General features: G+C 58.7%; 15 protein-coding genes and 1 pseudogene. 3 read left to right on the forward strand and 13 right to left on the reverse strand.

Annotation, left to right across the window (positions count from 1 at the left end):
* Window positions 1-131: 131 nt before the first annotated feature.
* Entirely contained in the window at window positions 132-1154 is a 1023-nt protein-coding gene (locus ACD590_RS37615; protein ID WP_096771282.1) for a nucleotidyl transferase AbiEii/AbiGii toxin family protein, read from the reverse strand.
* Window positions 1147-1740: a DUF6088 family protein gene (locus tag ACD590_RS37620; protein WP_096771281.1), complete on the reverse strand. Its 594-nt coding sequence runs from the start codon at window positions 1738-1740 to the stop codon at window positions 1147-1149. Before ACD590_RS37620 ends, ACD590_RS37615 begins: the two co-directional genes overlap by 8 nt.
* Window positions 1741-2197: 457 nt before the next feature.
* On the opposite strand from ACD590_RS37620, the gene ACD590_RS37625 reads away from it, so the two are divergent.
* Window positions 2198-2872, forward strand: a complete 675-nt coding sequence (locus ACD590_RS37625; RefSeq protein WP_081284270.1) for a transcriptional regulator — start codon at window positions 2198-2200, stop codon at window positions 2870-2872.
* A gap of 129 nt (window positions 2873-3001) precedes the next feature.
* Window positions 3002-3568: a hypothetical protein gene (locus ACD590_RS37630; RefSeq protein ID WP_088395843.1), complete on the forward strand. Its 567-nt coding sequence runs from the start codon at window positions 3002-3004 to the stop codon at window positions 3566-3568.
* 329 nt (window positions 3569-3897) lie between these two features.
* Here ACD590_RS37630 and serA read toward each other — a convergent pair whose 3' ends face one another.
* Window positions 3898-5136: a phosphoglycerate dehydrogenase gene (gene serA / locus ACD590_RS37635; RefSeq protein WP_096771280.1), complete on the reverse strand. Its 1239-nt coding sequence runs from the start codon at window positions 5134-5136 to the stop codon at window positions 3898-3900.
* A gap of 390 nt (window positions 5137-5526) precedes the next feature.
* Here serA and ACD590_RS37640 point away from each other — a divergent pair, with 390 nt between their 5' ends.
* A complete protein-coding gene (locus tag ACD590_RS37640) occupies window positions 5527-6360 on the forward strand; it encodes an oxidoreductase (RefSeq protein WP_096771279.1) in 834 nt (277 codons plus the stop codon).
* Window positions 6361-6612: 252 nt separating this feature from the next.
* Here the strand turns inward: ACD590_RS37640 and ACD590_RS37645 are convergent.
* The 10 genes and pseudogenes from ACD590_RS37645 to ACD590_RS37690 all read right to left on the reverse strand — a co-directional run.
* Window positions 6613-6693, reverse strand: a pseudogene (locus tag ACD590_RS37645) (hypothetical protein); the annotation flags it as partial.
* A gap of 3 nt (window positions 6694-6696) precedes the next feature.
* Entirely contained in the window at window positions 6697-8175 is a 1479-nt protein-coding gene (locus ACD590_RS37650; protein WP_064843698.1) for an aldehyde dehydrogenase, read from the reverse strand.
* Window positions 8176-8189: 14 nt separating this feature from the next.
* Complete coding sequence (locus ACD590_RS37655) at window positions 8190-8900, reverse strand: haloacid dehalogenase type II (protein ID WP_064843699.1); 711 nt, start codon at window positions 8898-8900, stop codon at window positions 8190-8192.
* A complete protein-coding gene (locus ACD590_RS37660; RefSeq protein WP_064843700.1) occupies window positions 8897-9226 on the reverse strand; it encodes a putative quinol monooxygenase in 330 nt (109 codons plus the stop codon). Before ACD590_RS37660 ends, ACD590_RS37655 begins: the two co-directional genes overlap by 4 nt.
* Window positions 9223-10338 carry an isocitrate/isopropylmalate dehydrogenase family protein gene (locus ACD590_RS37665; RefSeq protein WP_064843701.1) on the reverse strand — a complete coding sequence of 372 codons (1116 nt, stop codon included), beginning with the start codon at window positions 10336-10338 and terminating at the stop codon, window positions 9223-9225. The genes ACD590_RS37660 and ACD590_RS37665 overlap by 4 nt, the downstream gene beginning before the upstream one ends.
* Before the next feature lie 12 nt (window positions 10339-10350).
* Window positions 10351-11076 (reverse strand): GntR family transcriptional regulator, encoded by a 726-nt coding sequence (locus tag ACD590_RS37670; protein WP_439021068.1) that lies wholly within the window; start codon window positions 11074-11076, stop codon window positions 10351-10353.
* 13 nt (window positions 11077-11089) lie between these two features.
* Entirely contained in the window at window positions 11090-11950 is an 861-nt protein-coding gene (locus ACD590_RS37675; RefSeq protein WP_064843702.1) for an NAD-dependent epimerase/dehydratase family protein, read from the reverse strand.
* A 29-nt stretch (window positions 11951-11979) separates the two neighbouring features.
* Complete coding sequence (locus ACD590_RS37680) at window positions 11980-12957, reverse strand: ABC transporter permease (RefSeq protein ID WP_064843703.1); 978 nt, start codon at window positions 12955-12957, stop codon at window positions 11980-11982.
* The gene (locus ACD590_RS37685; protein ID WP_064843704.1) at window positions 12947-14530 is read right to left on the reverse strand and encodes a sugar ABC transporter ATP-binding protein; all 1584 of its coding nucleotides are present in this window, start codon (window positions 14528-14530) and stop codon (window positions 12947-12949) included. Before ACD590_RS37685 ends, ACD590_RS37680 begins: the two co-directional genes overlap by 11 nt.
* A 55-nt stretch (window positions 14531-14585) precedes the next feature.
* Complete coding sequence (locus ACD590_RS37690) at window positions 14586-15716, reverse strand: substrate-binding domain-containing protein (RefSeq protein WP_096771278.1); 1131 nt, start codon at window positions 15714-15716, stop codon at window positions 14586-14588.
* Between the last annotated feature and the right edge of the window lie 355 nt (window positions 15717-16071).

Here is a 16071-nt window from a genome sequence, read left to right on the forward strand (position 1 = left end):
CTGGGGCCGCGTAGGATAGTGTCGGGTGACTGAGGTAGCGAAACTTCCATTAAAGTCGTTCCATAAATACCGGTTACGCCACTGACACTGAAAATAGCGGGGTCGACGGTCCTGTTCCTTTCAAATTTCGGCTATTTCGGCGTGTCGGCTTTGTTGGCGCGCGCCTGAATTTGCGTGCATCGTTCGATCAGGTGTTCGAACGGCTCGGAATCGCCGAGCAGCAGACCGTCGTCGACCATGCGCGCGTAATCCTCACCGAGTGCGCGCAGACCTTCTCCGGAGGGTGTCAGAACCAGATTGCCATTGACGGCTGCGGCGTAGTCGATGGGCGAGCGGTCGGCCGCCTTTTCCGCAAAGAACATTGATTTGTGTTTCGCCACGGCATTGGCGAGCTGCCGATCCGCGAATGCCTTGTCGGCGAAACCAGCATCGTTCAACCGGACGACGTCATGCCAATGACGAGCAAAACGATCGCCGCGGAGGCGCTCCTGCAGGCAGAAGACATGGATTGCCGTCGCCTTCTCCCAGAACGTCCGCTCCGCGTGCATGACGCGGGGGCTCGCCTTCGGAAATTCGACACCATCGACCTGACCCGCGGCGTCGCAGTCGACATCGCGAATACTGGCTGGCTCGCCGGTGGATCGGGCCCCGAATTCGAGCATGACGCTCCGGGCGACATAACCGGATCCGCTGCTCACCGCGTCATAGTCCAGATAGAGCGTATCATCCTCGAGGCGAATTGCCGCCGGAAGAGATTGATCGCGCAGCGCACCGGCGATGACCGGCTCCACCGACTCCGAAACCCAGACCGGAAGCCGCTTCCGTACTTCGCTGGTCCAGCGTTTCTCTTCGCTGCGGGTTTTCGGCAGCGCCTCATCATTATCGCCGACCAGGTCCGGCGCCAGGGCGCGGATATCATAGGTCAGGTCGACGTCCTCGGAGAACCTTTTGATGACGCCGTAGCCTTTCGAAAGCGAAGTGCCGCCCTTGAAGACGAGGTGCTCGCCGAGCTTGGACGAAAAGAGCGTCTGCAGCGTCCAGACGACCCAGACATCCTTTTCGAGCAGGTGAATGGGCCGTCCGGTGCGGTCGGCCGCCACGGCCAAGGCTTCGCGCCGGTCGTCCTTTGACAAGGTCAGGAACTGATCAGCCATGCGCAGCCTTTCCCACGCTTCTTGCAAGCCAAGTCGGGAACTGCGGAGCCGCCGCCACTAACTCGCCGAACGCGTCTGGCGGCAGCTTTCGCTTGATCCGCGACAGTGCTTCATCGGCCTTCTCGGGCCCAAGCCAGGCGAGCGCACGGACCGCCACGCCGGCGGGCCGATCGGCCAAGGCCAGTTGCCAGCGAGGGACATGCCTAAGCTCGACCGTTTGCTGTCCAAGGTTCATCGTCCGGCTGCGGCCGGATGTAAGGTAGACGGAGCGGACCGGGACCTGGGTGGTCAGGCCCAGGGAATTCGCAGCGGCGGCGCCGTTTGAGACAATGACCTCGCCGCGCTGCTGCGCCACTGCCTCTACGGCCTGTTCGACCGTCGGCAGCCGACTGCCAAAACGACTTTTGACGGGCCGCATATAGATACCACGGCCGGCCCGGACGAGCTCGCCACGCTCGGCCAGGCGCGACAGAGCCTGGTCCAGGGCGGCACGATTTCCGAGATGCAAAAAGCTCTTTGCCGAAAGCGCGGACCCTTCCGGCAGTCGTTCAGCATGGCCCATGATTTGTGACGTCAGCTTTTGCATGGCATGTCTCCTGTCAGAAATATATACAGTTTTCTGACAGTTTGCAATGAGAGGGGAAGACGACGCGTGTCATACTGGTATTTTTTTGCCGCGTTCGTATTCTTTCTGGGAAGATCGAGGAAGGCGCCCGCTGCCTATGCAAGGCGTCGAACGTCGCCGGCAGGCCAGAGCTCTCGAGGCCAGCGACCGGCTTGTTGCCATAGAGTTCGCGTTTTAGGCCAGGAAGATCGCATAATGGATCGTCGGGAACCTATGTATGTCTCGGACAAACTACAGGTCGCCGCTTCCTTTCAGTATGGACCGCCATCAGCCCCATTCGATTGGCCACATATTCTGCTCCCGAAATGGTGGGGTGGACCGATTATGACGGTAGGTATAGACGCGTGGTCCGGTAGGCGCTATTCGTGATGTACCAACATCAGCAAACCATCCCGTGGATTCTCCAAGGCCTCTTGTATTGAAAAAAGTGCAACGCAGTTTTGCCGTCGAGTACAAAACCGGCAGGCGAAAACTCGATACCAGGTCAAACTCGATCTGGGGCAACGTTGATTTGAAATCCGTCGCTCGCGACCTGGAGGAAGAGGCAATGCCGTTTCTGTCGGGTAGCTCTCAGAGTGGCAAATCCGACTGCGAAATGTCTTTACCAAAAGCAGATCAGGTCGAGCCGTTGTTGACAGCGCCTCTCGGGCCGTCGACAACTGCATCAGACACACAGGAGATAAGCATGGCCGACGAGACTGATACTGCAACCAGTGCCGATGTGCCGACCGTTGTCGAAACGCCTATTGCGCCGAAGAAACAGCGCAAACTCCGGGCCAAGAAAACCGCGGCACTTGAGACGCCGTCAGCTGACGCTGCGGCAGAGCCAGCAGTTGCTCTGGTCGCCGCCGGTGGTGTGAAAAGGAGAAGGCGCAAGGCAAAGGTGATCGAAGTTACGGCGAGCGCCAAACGCGCACCTGTGCGCCGCACTCCAAAGGCTGTGCAGACAGCGCCGGTCGCGCCGATGACGGCGATCGATGAGATGGCGGATCTCCTGCAGTTGGAAGAGGAAAATCAGCGACTGCGCAAGCTTCTGGCTGAAAAACTTCGCGCTGAAAATGCCGATCTGCGCAAACGGCTCAAGCTCGATTGACAAAAGCGGCTGGTCAATCGCCGGCCGCATTTCCATGCTTATCGAGAGATACAATTTGGCAACGGTGAATGCTGTTGCCGGAACTAAAACTCACTGCCTGCTTGCGGGATAAATCGCGAGGTCGGATAGATGGCGTCTCCCTGGAAATTTCTTGCCCGTCTGATCTCACCTGGACGCCAACAAAAAAGAGAAAGCGGCTCGAACGAGAAGGTTACGTCGGTGGCGTTGCCTATTTCCGGTCCGACTGAAGCGCCTGCCGAGGAGAGCGTGAATGGCGCTGATCGACCGGTTAGCGAGGAGCTACCTCGTCATGGTCAAGCCGCTGCAATTTCCGTAGAGCCGGTGCATTCGGATGAAGCCAAAAACGGTGCCCGCGATAGGGTCGAACGCGGTGCAGCAAAAATTGGGCAGGCCGCTAATCAGGCTTTATCCGGCGGTACTGGTATCGACGTCACCGCTGCACATGATGATACTACGCAGATCAGGCGAACTGTCAAAGTGGCACCGCGAAAGCAAAGACGTCGCAGCAAGGAAGCGGTAGCGGTTGCGAACGTTTCGCCCGTATCCCAGATCGCACACATTGCAGAGGAGATAAGGCTCGATGAAGAGATCAGGGTGCTCAGGGGGCAGCTGGCGAGAAAGCTAACGCTGCAAAACGCGCAGTTAAGAAAAATGCTGGAGCGATTTGAACGGTGAACGTGGGGCCGAGTTGATTTTGCTCTACGCATTTGAATGGGCGTTCGACCCTGGTCAACTTGCATAGTGGGCTAGATGCTGGGAGTGCATGTAAAGGCGACGATGACATGTGGCGCAACTTGCGATGTGTTGATGGCCGAAATCTCCGACGACAATCAACGAGTTTCAGCCAACGTGCCAGGGGACGCTGCTTACGGCCAGTTCTTCTTCGACCACCGGTCCGCCTCCAGAGATCGCGGACCAATGAATCGACAACGGACATAGCGCCAGCATAAGTCGCAAATTCGCAAACGTTTAGGCCAAAGCGAAATGACGCGCAATCCACCGGGTTAGTAAAGCAATCGAGCGCGTATCGTTCCCGGAATCTGGCGAATTTCATCAAGGATGTCACCCGCTCTCTGGCCAATGCTCTCGGCCTCAATCACCACATAACCCATCTCGCCGTAGGTCTGCAGGAATTCGCCGACGATATTTAGTCCGCGGGACGAAAAAATCATATTCAAACTGTTCAAGATGCCAGGGCGATTTTCATGAACATGGATGAAACGTGTGCCGTTCGGTCGCGGAGGCAGTTGAACCTGGGGAAAATTGACCGCGCCCAGCGTCGAACCGACGTCCGAATATTCGACGAGCTTCCTTGAGACTTCCCCTCCGATGCGCTCCTGCGCTTCTTCGGTTGAGCCGCCGATATGTGGCGTCAGAATTACATTGTCCAAACCCTGTAGCGGCGTCTTGAAAAGTTCTTTATTGGATGCCGGCTCTTTCGGGAACACGTCCACAGCCGCGCCTGCGAGATGCCCTTCTTTCAAAACCGTCGCAAGCGCCTCAAGATCGACCACGGTCCCGCGGGAATTGTTGATAAAAACGGCTCCCTTTTTCATTCGGCGCAGTTCAGCCTCAGTGATCATGTTTCGCGTTGATCTGGTCTCTGGAACATGCATCGTCACATAATCTGAGATTTCGAGCAGTGCCCCGAGCGTCGCCATCGATTCTGTATTGCCGTGGCGAAGCTTGTCCGAGGGATCGAAATAGCGCACGTTCATGCCCATACTTTCCGCAAGAACGCCAAGCTGCGAACCGATATTGCCATAGCCAACGATGCCCAGCGTTTTCCCGCGAACCTCACGACTGCCGACGGCAGATTTTTCCCATCCGCCTTCATGAGCCGAAGCCGAACGCGGGAAGATCCGCCTGGTCAGCATGATGATCTCACCGATCACAAGCTCGGCGACCGAGCGCGTATTTGAATAGGGAGCGTTGAACACGGGTATCCCGCGTCGGCGGGCCGCATCCAGATCGACCTGATTTGTCCCCACAGAAAAACAGCCGACGGCCATGAGCTTCTTAGCCGATCTGAAGATTTCCTCTGTCAGATATGTGCGTGAGCGAATTCCCACAATATGTGCTTCGGCTATATGACTTTTAAGATCCTTGTCATCCAGAGCCTTCGGCAGATGCGTGAGATTGACGTAGCCTGATGACGAAAAGTAGTCCACCGCGCTCTGACTGATCCCTTCAAGCAGAAGTACGGAAATCCGGTCGCGCGGAAGCGAAAGAGGTCGGGACATTGGATTGCTCTCGATTTTGGAATTCATTAAGAAGAGGCCACAAAAGCCCACAGACAGGGCAACAGGATTCAGTCAGATCCACGGACATTTGCACATAATAACCGACTCCGGCGGTAGAACATATGGCGCGCCAGCGGACAGTTCCGCATTGTCCAAAGATCTACATCATTTCCTATTGAAGCCGAACTGGTCATAGAGCCGTGCGACGACTGCCTTGTCTGCGGAATTGTCGCCGGCCAACGCACGCGTCGCGCGGCTTTTGTGGATTGCAGATGAGCTTAGCTCAACGCAGTGATGATGTCATGTGATCTCAACCAAATCGAAATCCAACCCATATCGCTGATGCGTCGCTGGTAGCGGCACCACCTCAGCAATGTGGAGTATTAGCAAATGAAAACATGGTTCATCACAGGTGCATCCCGCGGTTTCGGTCGCGCTGTCGCCGAGGAAGCCATTCGCCGCGGTGATAAAGTCGCCGCAACCGCTCGTTCCGTCGAAGCGCTTCAAGACCTTGTGGCACTTTCTCCCGAAGGCGTCGCGGCGATTCAACTCGACGTCACCAATTCCGAAGAGATCAAGCACAGCGTAGCCGCTGCCCAAGCACGCTTTGGCCACATCGACCTCCTCTTCAACAACGCTGGGATTGGCTATTTCGCTGCGGTCGAGGAAAGCCAGGAGGCGGAAATTCGACGAATGATGGAGATAAACGTTTTTGGTCTTGTCAACGTCACCAATGCGTTTCTTCCTGCCATGCGGGCGCGGCGCTCAGGTACCATCATAAACGTCTCGTCCGTCGGAGGCATCCGAGCTTTTCCGGCTGTCGGATGGTACTGCGCGTCCAAGTTCGCTGTGGAAGCTATTTCTGAATCGCTCTCGCAGGAATTGCAGCCGCTCGGTATTGACATCGTCCTCATCGAGCCCGGCCCGTTTGCGACGGATTGGGCTGGCAACTCAGCACATGAAGTACCACCGGACGGTGAAATCGCCGATTACGGCAATACGGCGGGTGGCCAGCGCGCGTCCTTCCGACAGAACGTCGGCAACGAGCCAGGGGATCCGGCAAAGGCGGCCGTGGCGATTGTCAATGTCGCTCATGACGAGGACAAGCCTCTGCGACTGCCGCTTGGCAATATCAGCTATGACGGCATTCTCAATAAACTCGAGCAGGTCCGTCAGGAGATCGCGAAGCGAGAAGCGGTCAGCCGCGCCGCGGATCGGGATTGACGTTGTTCGGGTGGCTTCTGCGATGACGCTATTGGTGCGTATCGCGGAAAAGGGAGACGTCCTTTCAGTTTCCGTATCAGAGCTTGGGGCCCGAGCGAGACTGGGAATCCAGTGACAATGTCTCGCAGCGTTCGCCGGCTTCAAAGCGTGCCGTAGCCCGGGCGAGCCCATTAGAGCCGAGCTCACGTCGGCGTCAATGTCCCGGTCGTCTTCAGGAACGCCGATCAGCACCGTCGTTTTGAGGCCGGCGCGCGCGAAGATGTTCGCGACGTCGGTCGCTCCCGTGAAATCGTCGGCCACGCAGCCGACCAGCAACTTTCCGGCGGCCACCACGGATCACCTCATGATGAAGGGGTTGGCGACGTCGTCAGCGGTCGAGATCATCACGCTCTTCGTCTGCATGTAGTTCTGGATCGACGCGATGCCATTCTCGCGACCGATGCCGGAGTGCTTGTAGCCTCCAAGAGGCGACATATAGCTGATGACGCGGTAAGTGTTGACCCAGACCGTGCCAGCCTGGATGGCGGCCGAAACTTTCAGGATACGACGCATGTCCTGGGTCCAGAAGCCCGCGGCCAGCCCGTAATTGGTGTCATTGGCAATATGCACGGCTTCCTCATCGCTGTCGAAGGGGATGACCGCCAGAACCGGGCCGAAGACCTCCTCCTGCGCGATGCGCATGTCGTTTCGGACCCCGGAGAAAATCGTAGGTTCGACGAACCAGCCCCTGGAGAGCTCGGCATTGTCCGGCCGCCCCCCACCGAGAACGCATTCGGCGCCCTCGCCTTTTGCGATGTCGATATAGCCGAGGATCTTCTCGAGTTGCGGCGGCGTCGTCACGGGGCCAACCTGCGTCGACGTCAATAGCGGATCGCCCATTCTCGCCGTTTTTGCGAGGTTGACGATCTTCTCGAGAAACTGGTCGTGGATCTTTCGCTGCACGAGCAACCGTGAGCCCGCGATACATGTCTGACCGGTGGCAGCGAAGATGCCGGAGATCACCCCGTTGACGGCATTGTCGATCTCCGCATCGTCGAAGACGATGTGCGGGCTCTTGCCGCCGAGTTCAAGCGTAACCTTCTTGAAGTTGCGCGCTGCAAGCTCGCCGATCTTGCGCCCGGTGCCTTCACTTCCCGTGAAAGCGATCTTGGCGACGTACTTGTGGGTCGTCAGCGTCTCGCCGACATCCGCGCCGAACCCTGTGACGACGTTGAAGACGCCCGCGGGAAAGCCAGCCTGTTCGACGAGCTTTGCGAACTCAAGGGTCGAAGCAGACGTGAACTCCGAGGGCTTTGCCACGAAGGTGTTCCCTGCGGCGAGTGCCGGTGCCAGCTTGTAGGCGAGCAGCAGGAGAGGGGAGTTCCACGGCGTAATCCCGACGCAGACGCCGAGCGGCTCATTACGAGTGAAGTTGAAGGTGTCCGCCTTATCGATCGGGATGACCGCTCCTTCGATCTTGTCCGCCAGCCCGCCGAAGTAGTAGTACCACTGCGGGATGTACTTGAGCTGAAACAGCATCTCGTTGATGAGCTTGCCGTTGTCCGTAACCTCGATCGTCGCGAGATGCTCCGCTTTCTCGGCGATCAGGTCGCCAAGACGCCGAAGAAGGTGTCCGCGGGCGCTCGCGGTGAGCTTCGGCCACGGACCGCTCGTGAAGGCGCGGTGCGCAGCCTCGACTGCTCGTTCCGCATCTTCCCTGCCGCCCTTCGGAATAGCGGCCCAGGTCTGCCCGTTGAAAGGGTTCTTCGTCTCGAACGTATCTCCATTGGCAGCGTCTTCCCACTTGCCGTCGATGAACATCTTGTATGTCTGCATTGTCTTTCTCTCTTCTAGCATCCGAGTTGTCGGGCGAGGTCTTCGAGATCGTCGGCGACGTAATCCCAGCGCTGCTCGGCTGTGAGGTCGGTCGTCTGACCCTCGCCGTATTCGGTGGGTCGTGCGATGAATGCGGTTTTAAGGCCAAGGCTGCGCGCGGCGGCAAGATCGTAGTTGTGGGCAGCGCACATCATGACGGCCCCGGGCTCCAGATAAAGGAGTTTGCAGACCCCGAGGTAGGTCTCCGGATCGGGCTTGTAGTGCTGGAAAAGCTCGCAGGAGAACACGTTGTCCCACGGCAAGTCGGCAAGCTTTGCCATGTTGACGAGAATCGCGACATTGGCGTTGGACAGCGGGCCGATGATAAACTTCGACTTCAGCCGGTGTAGCCCGCGCGATGCGTCGGGCCAGCCGTCCAGGCGATGCCAGACCTTGTTGACGTGCATCATCCGGTCGTGGTCTAGTTCGGCCAGCCCCATCTCTGCGAACACTGCCTTCAAGGCATCGAGGTGAAGTTCGTCCAGGTTCGTCCACGGCAACTCGCCGCTGCGCACCCGCGCTTTCTGGGGATTGTAACGGTCTCGCCAGCGGTCGACGAGGCCGGGCCAGTCGATCTCCACGCCTTCCGTCGCGCCCCAGCCGGTGAGATCGCGGATGATTGAACCCCGCCAGTCGACGACCGTGCCGAACGTGTCGAAGACAATGGCCTTGACGCTATTGGTCATCTAGCGCCCTCCTTCTTGTGGGACGAAACGCGCTCGAACGTTTCCACTCGCTTTTCGGCCACCCAGTCTCGAACCATCGCATCAAAGCTCAGGAAGTGCGGCGTCTTCAGGTGGAAGTCGAAATCGGCTTTTGAGCCGTAGACTTCATAGAGGTAGGTGCGCTCCGGCCGCTCAGGATCGCGGCAGACATCGAACACTTCGCAGTTTGGTTCGTCGCGCAGCGACGTCGCCGCATTCTCGATTATCGCCGCATGGAAATTATCGGCGAACTGGCTCCGAACGACGAACTCAACGACCACGACGAAGCCTGTGGATGCCGAACTCATGCGACCTCCTCGCGGACGGCACCCAGAGCGCCGATCACGCTGCGCGTCATCTCCGCGCAATTGGCGCTTCCGCCATACTCCATTGGAACCGCGATCTTTGTCGACAAGGTGTGCTCGACCGCCGCCTCGATCAGCCCGGCGGCGTCAGCAAGCCGCTGATCGCCGTGCTTTACCGCTAGCCAGTCGAGCATCATCGCTCCTGACAGGAACATTGCGCCCGGATTGGCGACGCCCTTACCCGCGATATCGGGAGCGGTCCCGTGTGCCGGCTGGAAGAGGCCGTGGGTATCACCGATGTCCGCCGAAGGGGCCATCCCCATGCCGCCGATCAGGCCGGCCGCAAGGTCGGAAAGGATGTCGCCGAACATGTTCTCTGTCACCAGCACGTCGAGCGTCCAGGGCTTCTTCACCATGTTGAGCGCTAGCGCGTCGACGTAGGCATAGTCCCTGTGCAACTCAGGGTGCTTTGCAGCGATCTCATCGAAGACCTTGCGGAAGAAAGCCATCGAACTGAAGACATTCGCCTTGTCGACGCAGGTCACCGTGCCGGGCTTGCCGCGACGTTTGCGCTGGGCGGCGAGCTGGAAAGCGAATTCGGTAACGCGCTCGGTGCCGGCCCGCGTGATCTGCATCGTGTCGTAGGCCTCCTGGTTGTTCAGGACCTCGCCGCGCCCGCGCGCATAAAACAGGCCTTCTGTCTGCTCGCGGACCAGCACGAAGTCGATTCCTTCGGCGCGAGGATCGGACAGCACTTTCGGAAGGCCCGGAAACCACCGGATCGGACGGACACCTGCAAACAGGCCGAACTCCATGCGCAGGTCGAGCTGCGGAATGATTTCCGTCCCGTCCGGGAAGCGGATGTCGGGCCAGCCCATCGCGCCGAAGAGGATTGCGTCGGATGTCCGGCAGGCCTCGAGCGCGGCGGCGGGCAGGGCCTGGCCGGTCTCCGCGTAGTGCTGCGCACCGGCCTGATGCGTCTCAAACACGAGCGGTGGCGCGCCCGCCTGGCCGACGGCGGCGTCGATCAATTCCATGCAGGCAGGCATGACTTCCCTGCCGATCCCGTCGCCGGGAAGGACTGCGATCTTGAGAGTGTTGTTCAACGATGACATTTGAAACCTGTCCTAGAGGTGGTTGAGGCCGAGGCGCTCGAGGAGGTCGAGCAGTTCCTTGCCTGCCCGCTCCCGGTGCGCCTTGTGAATGTTTCGTGCCTTTTCGCGATCGCCTTCGCGGATTGCTTGCACGAGTTCTGCATGTTCGCGGGTTGAGTTGACGGGCTTAGGACGCATCTTCAGCGTCACCATCCTGACGCGATGTGCGCGGTCGATGAAATTGAGGACGACCGACTTGAGCATCTGGTTGCCGCCAAGTTCGAGCAGTTGCTCATGAAATCTCGCGTCCGCCTGCGCCCAGCGCTCCAAGTCATCTTGCGAAAGCGCATGGTCCATATCGGCGGTAGCCTTTTCGAGACCCCGGAGTTGATCCTCGGAAAGCTGGCGGCTGGCGGCCAGCTCTGCAGCCGTACTCTCCAGCGACGTCAGGATTTCGTAAATTTCCTTCATGTCAGAAATAGAAATCGGCAGGACCCGCATTCCATGCCTCGGGATAACCGAAACAAGTCCGTCCTGCTGGAGGCGCATGAGCGCCTCCCTCACGGGCGTCCGACTCATTCCCAACTGGGAGGCGACTTCCTGTTCGGTCGCCTGGTAACCGGGCGCCCACTTGTTATCCAGGATGAGCTGGCGCAACCGAAGGTGCGCTGTCGCGGTCATTGTTTTCGCGAAGGCGTCCTCTTTGATCTCTGAGACCGGTGCTGTCTGTTTCCTGGTCGGCATTTTCTTTCCCTTCAAGCTGGCTGATTTCTCAGGAGCCTACATATTTTCGCCAGCTATGTTCAGGCTGGTATCCGAGAACGCTCTTTGCTTTGTCGATTGACAGCAAGGTTTCGTTGTTCCCGATCTGCTTCTTGAACGGGACCCCCGAATACCACCTCCTGACGAGTTCCTCGTTGGAGGTGGTCATGACCCCATCGTCGTTTGCGATGATGAACACCTCGGCACCTTTGCCGCTCCACTCGAGCGAGCGACGGATCGCCTGTGCCCCGTCGCGGGCGTCGATATAGGTCCAAAGGTTGAAGCGTCTGCTGCCCGGGTTCTGCTCGAAGGCCGGGAAGTCGGCATACTCGCTCTCGTCCATAACGTTGGAGAAGCGTAGGCAAACGATCTTGAGCTCGCTGTCCCAGCGGCAATACTGCTTTGCCATCTCCTCGCCGAGATGCTTCGAGAGGGAATAGGAGGTTTCCGGGCGCGACTGATAATTCTCGTCCGCCGGCAGATAGTCAGGCTTGATCTCGTAAGGAATGCCGAGCAGGGTCTCGCTCGACGCCCACACGATGTTCTTGATGCCGAGCAAGCGGCATGACTCGAAAACATTGAACGTCGAGATGGTGTTGACCCGGAAAACATCCGCAGGAGCAACGCGCCCCGGCATCGGCACAGCGGCCAGATGGACGACGGCTTCAGTGTTGCGATTGTGGTCCCAATCAAAGCCACTGATCGCCTCGATCGTGGCGCGCATATCCTCGAAATCGACCTTGACGAAGGGGCAGAGGTTTTCTGGCGGAGCGATCGTATCCGCGTTGATGACGTCGTGGCCGCTCTCAACCAGATGCTTGATCGTGGCTCTACCCAGTTTGCCGCTGCCGCCTGTGACTAAAACTCTCATATCCTAATACCTCCGTAGAACCTTCCAGGTTAGCGGCTTCGGCCGACCGCCACAGCCAGGATGATGAGCATTCCGCGCGCGATGAGCTGCTGGCTGTAGTCGAGGCCGCCAAGAATAAGACCGTTGTTGATGACACCGATGAGCAGGGCACCGACGATGGAACCGATCACGGTGCCGCGTCCGCCGAATAGGCTGGTACCGCCGAGAACCACGGCTGCAATGACAGACAGCTCATCACCTTCGCCAAGCTGGAAGCGTCCAGACTGCAGGCGTCCAGCATAGAGCATGCCAGCGATCGCAGCGGCCATCCCCGTCAGTAGCAGCACCTGGAACTTGATTTTCCGGACATCGACTCCGCTGTAGCGAGCTGCGACCGAGTTTCCGCCTGCCGACATGACCTTGCGGCCGAACGGTGTCTTTCGGAGCGCGATATGGGCGATCATGCCCAGAACGGCGACCCAGACAACGAGGACAGGAACAGGGCCGATGTTGCCGGAACCAAAGACGAAAATGAACGGGTCGTTGATAATTGGAACAGGCGAAGTGCCGCTTACCCACATTCCGACCCCTCGCGCGATCCCCATCATGCCGAGCGTCACCAAGAACGACGGGATGTTGAGATAGGCAGTCAGGCCGCCGTTTATGGCGCCTACCAGCAGCCCGAGGGTCAAGCCCGCGAGAATGCCGGGGAATAGACCGTACTTGCTCAGCACCAGGCCAGCGACCACCGACGACAATCCGGCAATGGCTCCGACCGAGAGGTCGATCTCGCCCGCCGAGAGTACGAACGACATTGCCATGGAAACGATGGCGACGATCGCAGTCTGCCGCAGGATGTTGAGCAGGTTGTTTGAAGATAGGAATCCGCGATCCTGCAGCAAGATCGCGAAGACGATGAAGATGACGACGAAGCCGATGTAGACGACGTAGTCGCGCCAGTTGCTGTGCCACGGCCGCATGTGGGTTGCATCCGTCTCTGTGTTCAATGTCTTGGCTTCAGTGGACATTTTGGGTTGCCTTCTGAATCGCGACCTGCAGACCGAGTTCGGTGCGGATCAGCGGAGATTGAGTTTCGTCGCCGGCAATCGTGGCCCAGCTTTCGATTTCGTCGCGCTCGATTTCGCGCGCGAGACGTCCGTTGTTCATGACCAGGATGCGGTCGCTCGTTGCCAGAAGCTCGGCTGGTTCCGACGAGATGACGATGACGGACTTTCCGGAGGAGGCGACGCTCCGAATGAGTTCTACGATCTCGGCCTTTGAACCGATGTCTACGCCTGCTGTCGGTTCGTCGAGAATGACAACCGAAGGATCAATCGCTAGCCATTTGGCAATAACGATCTTCTGCTGGTTGCCGCCGGAAAGGTTCCTGACCTTGTTGTCAGCGGACGGCGTCTTGATCCTCAGTTGCTTGATGAGATCGGAGGTCAGTGTTCCCTCGCGTCGACGATCGATGAAGGGACCGCGGACGAGCTGACCGATCTGCGGCAGTCCAAGATTGTCGCCGACGCTGTGCTCGACAACCAGACCTTCCTCGTGGCGGCTCTCCGGAACAAGGACGATGCCTGCCTTGATCGCATCCGAAGGTGACTTGAACTCAACGGCAGTGTCGCCGAGTTCTACGGTTCCCGCAGTTTTCTTATCGACGCCGAAAAGAAGGCGGGCAAGCTCGCTCCGGCCAGCGCCCATGAGGCCTGCTATTCCCACAATCTCGCCCTTGTGGACGTCGAAGCTGACATCGCTGGGTTTTCCCGAAGGGCCCGAAAGGCCACGTACGCTCAGCGCGGGTTTGCCGCTGCGATCAATGGCGCGCGCCTGGTATTGGAAGCCGGTGACACGCTTGCCGACCATGTGCTGCACGATCGAGTCGAGCGTGAATTCGGATGTCTTCCCGGAGGTCACGTTCTGACCGTCGCGGAGAATTGTAATCTCGTCGGCGATCGTCATGATCTCGGTCATGCGATGGGAAACGTAGATCACGGCTGTTCCCGCCGCAGTGAGCTTCTTCAACATGCCGAACAGAGTGTCGGCTTCCTGTGCGCTCAGCGACGAGGTTGGTTCGTCAAGGATAAGGATCCTGGCGTCTTGGTGGATGGCCTTGGCGATCTCGGTCAGCTGGGCCTGGCCGGGGCTGAGTTCAAAAACAGGCGTCCTCGGATCAACCCTGAGGTTGAGCTGGCCGATGATCTCGGCTGCCTGTGCGATTTCCCTGCGTTCGTCGACCAAGATCGACAGGCGGCGGGGCTCCCGGTTCAGGAAAATGTTCTGGGCGACCGAGAGGGTGGGGATCAGGCTGAGGTCCTGGAAGATCATCTCAATGCCGAGCCTGCGGGAATTCTCCGGAGAGCTGGACGACATGTGCTCGCCAAAAACCTCGATGGATCCCTCCGTGGGTGTGACCACGCCCTGCAGGATCTTCAACAGCGTAGACTTGCCGGCGCCATTTTCGCCGACCAGCGCATGGATTGTCCCGGGTTGGATCGTCAGGCTGACACCGCGCAATGCGTGCACGCCGCCAAACGATTTCCTCACGTTGCTCATCCTGACGGCGGCGAGGGTTTCGGTGACTGCTTGAGTGTTCATGGTCGTTGTCCGCCGCTGGGGCACGGGGAGCGGTCGGAGCCGCTCCCGCGCACCGTTAGTTCATTGCGTCGGTGAGAATCTTCGGTGCCTGGTCGCCGTTCGACTGCGGCCACGCCTCGATCAGGTTATCGCGGGTCACCGCAAGGGCCGGGAGCACGACGTAGGGAGGTGCGTCCTTTCCGAGAAGGGCGTATCCGGCAAGGATGCCCTCGGCATAACCGGCGCCGTACGGACGCTGGGATCCGGTTCCCTTGACGTAACCCTTCTTAGCCATGTCGATCGAGATGTTGACGCCAAGGTCGCAAGTGGTGATGACGAGGCTCTTGGACGCGCCCGCTGCGCGCGCCGCTGACAGGACGCCTTCTGTTGGCACGTCCCACACGGCCCAGATGCCATTGAGGTTGGGGTGGGCCGTCAGCATTGCGGAGGCGACGCGCTCGGATTCGCTTGAGAAATCAGGGCCTCCGACACCGGTCTCCTGGACGACCTTAATATCCGGATAATCCTTGATCGCTTCCTCGAAGCCGACCACGCGTTCTTTGGTGGCAAAAAGGTCGGACGCATGCGGGATGAGACCAATTTCGCCCTTGCCGTCGAGCGCCTTGGCCATGAGCAGTGCGGCGACCTTTCCCATCCCGCGGTTGTCGGAAGAGACGAGGCTCACATAGTCTTTGCCAGCCTTCATCCCGGCGCCGGTCTGGTCAAGGAAGATGATCTTAATGCCAGCGGCAGCAGCTTTCTTGTATGCTGCGGCCGTGGCTGACTGCTCGGCGGGAACGGTAATCATGACGTCAGGTTTGAGCGCCATGACGCTTTCGATGTCTGAAACTTGCTGCTCCGCGCGATATCCAGCATCAGTCGTCGCAACGATTTCGACGCCGAGCTCTTCCAGGGCCTTCTTTTGCCCGGCCATCTGGGCCTTGGCCCAGTCAGACGCCGTGTAGTGCATCACAATGGCCGCTTTGGCATGCTTCGCCTTGATCTTTTCGATCTCTTCGGCGGATAGCTTCAGGTCGCTCGCGAGGGTCGCTTTTTCGCCGTTGGGCCCGCTTGCCGGGTGACTTTCAATATCCTTGATCTGTTTATCGATATCGACCGCGAAGGCGCTCGGCGCATAGGCAGCGCTACCGCCGAGGGCAGTGGCAAGGGCGATCATCTGTAAGGACTTGCGCATCGTCAAAGGCATTTCGGTTCCTCCCTTTAAGGCCTATTGAGTTCAATAACGTATACGTTAATGCATTTGTAAAAGCTGTCAACTGAAGAAATGTCGGGAAACATCGGCGAGCCGCATCGAGCATTCCGCATTTGGAATGGTTTCAACCACCCGTGAGTGCCCAACGCGGTAGTCATCACGGTGGTCGTCTTGTCCGTTTGCCACCAAACGGATCGAGGCAGACCGCCCCCGTGAAAGCGACCCGGGACGATCCTTCCGGCTCCCGATGGACGCGGTAGCCAAATAAAAGCTATTGCGCAAATACAGAGGTATAAGGTATGAGGTATGATGTCGATGGGCAGACTCTTCGCAGTCGCAGCGGAATGTG

Origin of the sequence: Rhizobium sp. 862_C5_N1_2, from assembly GCF_051811205.1 — a bacterium.
Taxonomy (GTDB): domain Bacteria; phylum Pseudomonadota; class Alphaproteobacteria; order Rhizobiales; family Rhizobiaceae; genus Rhizobium; species Rhizobium leguminosarum.

Coding starts and splice junctions, on each gene's coding strand:
- ACD590_RS37615 (WP_096771282.1), bottom strand. CDS start 1,154: ATGGCTGATCAGTTCCTGACCTTGTCAAAGGACGACCGGCGCGAAGCC.
- ACD590_RS37620 (WP_096771281.1), bottom strand. CDS start 1,740: ATGCAAAAGCTGACGTCACAAATCATGGGCCATGCTGAACGACTGCCG.
- ACD590_RS37630 (WP_088395843.1), top strand. CDS start 3,002: ATGGCGTCTCCCTGGAAATTTCTTGCCCGTCTGATCTCACCTGGACGC.
- serA (WP_096771280.1), bottom strand. CDS start 5,136: ATGTCCCGACCTCTTTCGCTTCCGCGCGACCGGATTTCCGTACTTCTG.
- ACD590_RS37640 (WP_096771279.1), top strand. CDS start 5,527: ATGAAAACATGGTTCATCACAGGTGCATCCCGCGGTTTCGGTCGCGCT.
- ACD590_RS37650 (WP_064843698.1), bottom strand. CDS start 8,175: ATGCAGACATACAAGATGTTCATCGACGGCAAGTGGGAAGACGCTGCC.
- ACD590_RS37655 (WP_064843699.1), bottom strand. CDS start 8,900: ATGACCAATAGCGTCAAGGCCATTGTCTTCGACACGTTCGGCACGGTC.
- ACD590_RS37660 (WP_064843700.1), bottom strand. CDS start 9,226: ATGAGTTCGGCATCCACAGGCTTCGTCGTGGTCGTTGAGTTCGTCGTT.
- ACD590_RS37665 (WP_064843701.1), bottom strand. CDS start 10,338: ATGTCATCGTTGAACAACACTCTCAAGATCGCAGTCCTTCCCGGCGAC.
- ACD590_RS37675 (WP_064843702.1), bottom strand. CDS start 11,950: ATGAGAGTTTTAGTCACAGGCGGCAGCGGCAAACTGGGTAGAGCCACG.
- ACD590_RS37680 (WP_064843703.1), bottom strand. CDS start 12,957: ATGTCCACTGAAGCCAAGACATTGAACACAGAGACGGATGCAACCCAC.
- ACD590_RS37685 (WP_064843704.1), bottom strand. CDS start 14,530: ATGAACACTCAAGCAGTCACCGAAACCCTCGCCGCCGTCAGGATGAGC.
- ACD590_RS37690 (WP_096771278.1), bottom strand. CDS start 15,716: ATGCCTTTGACGATGCGCAAGTCCTTACAGATGATCGCCCTTGCCACT.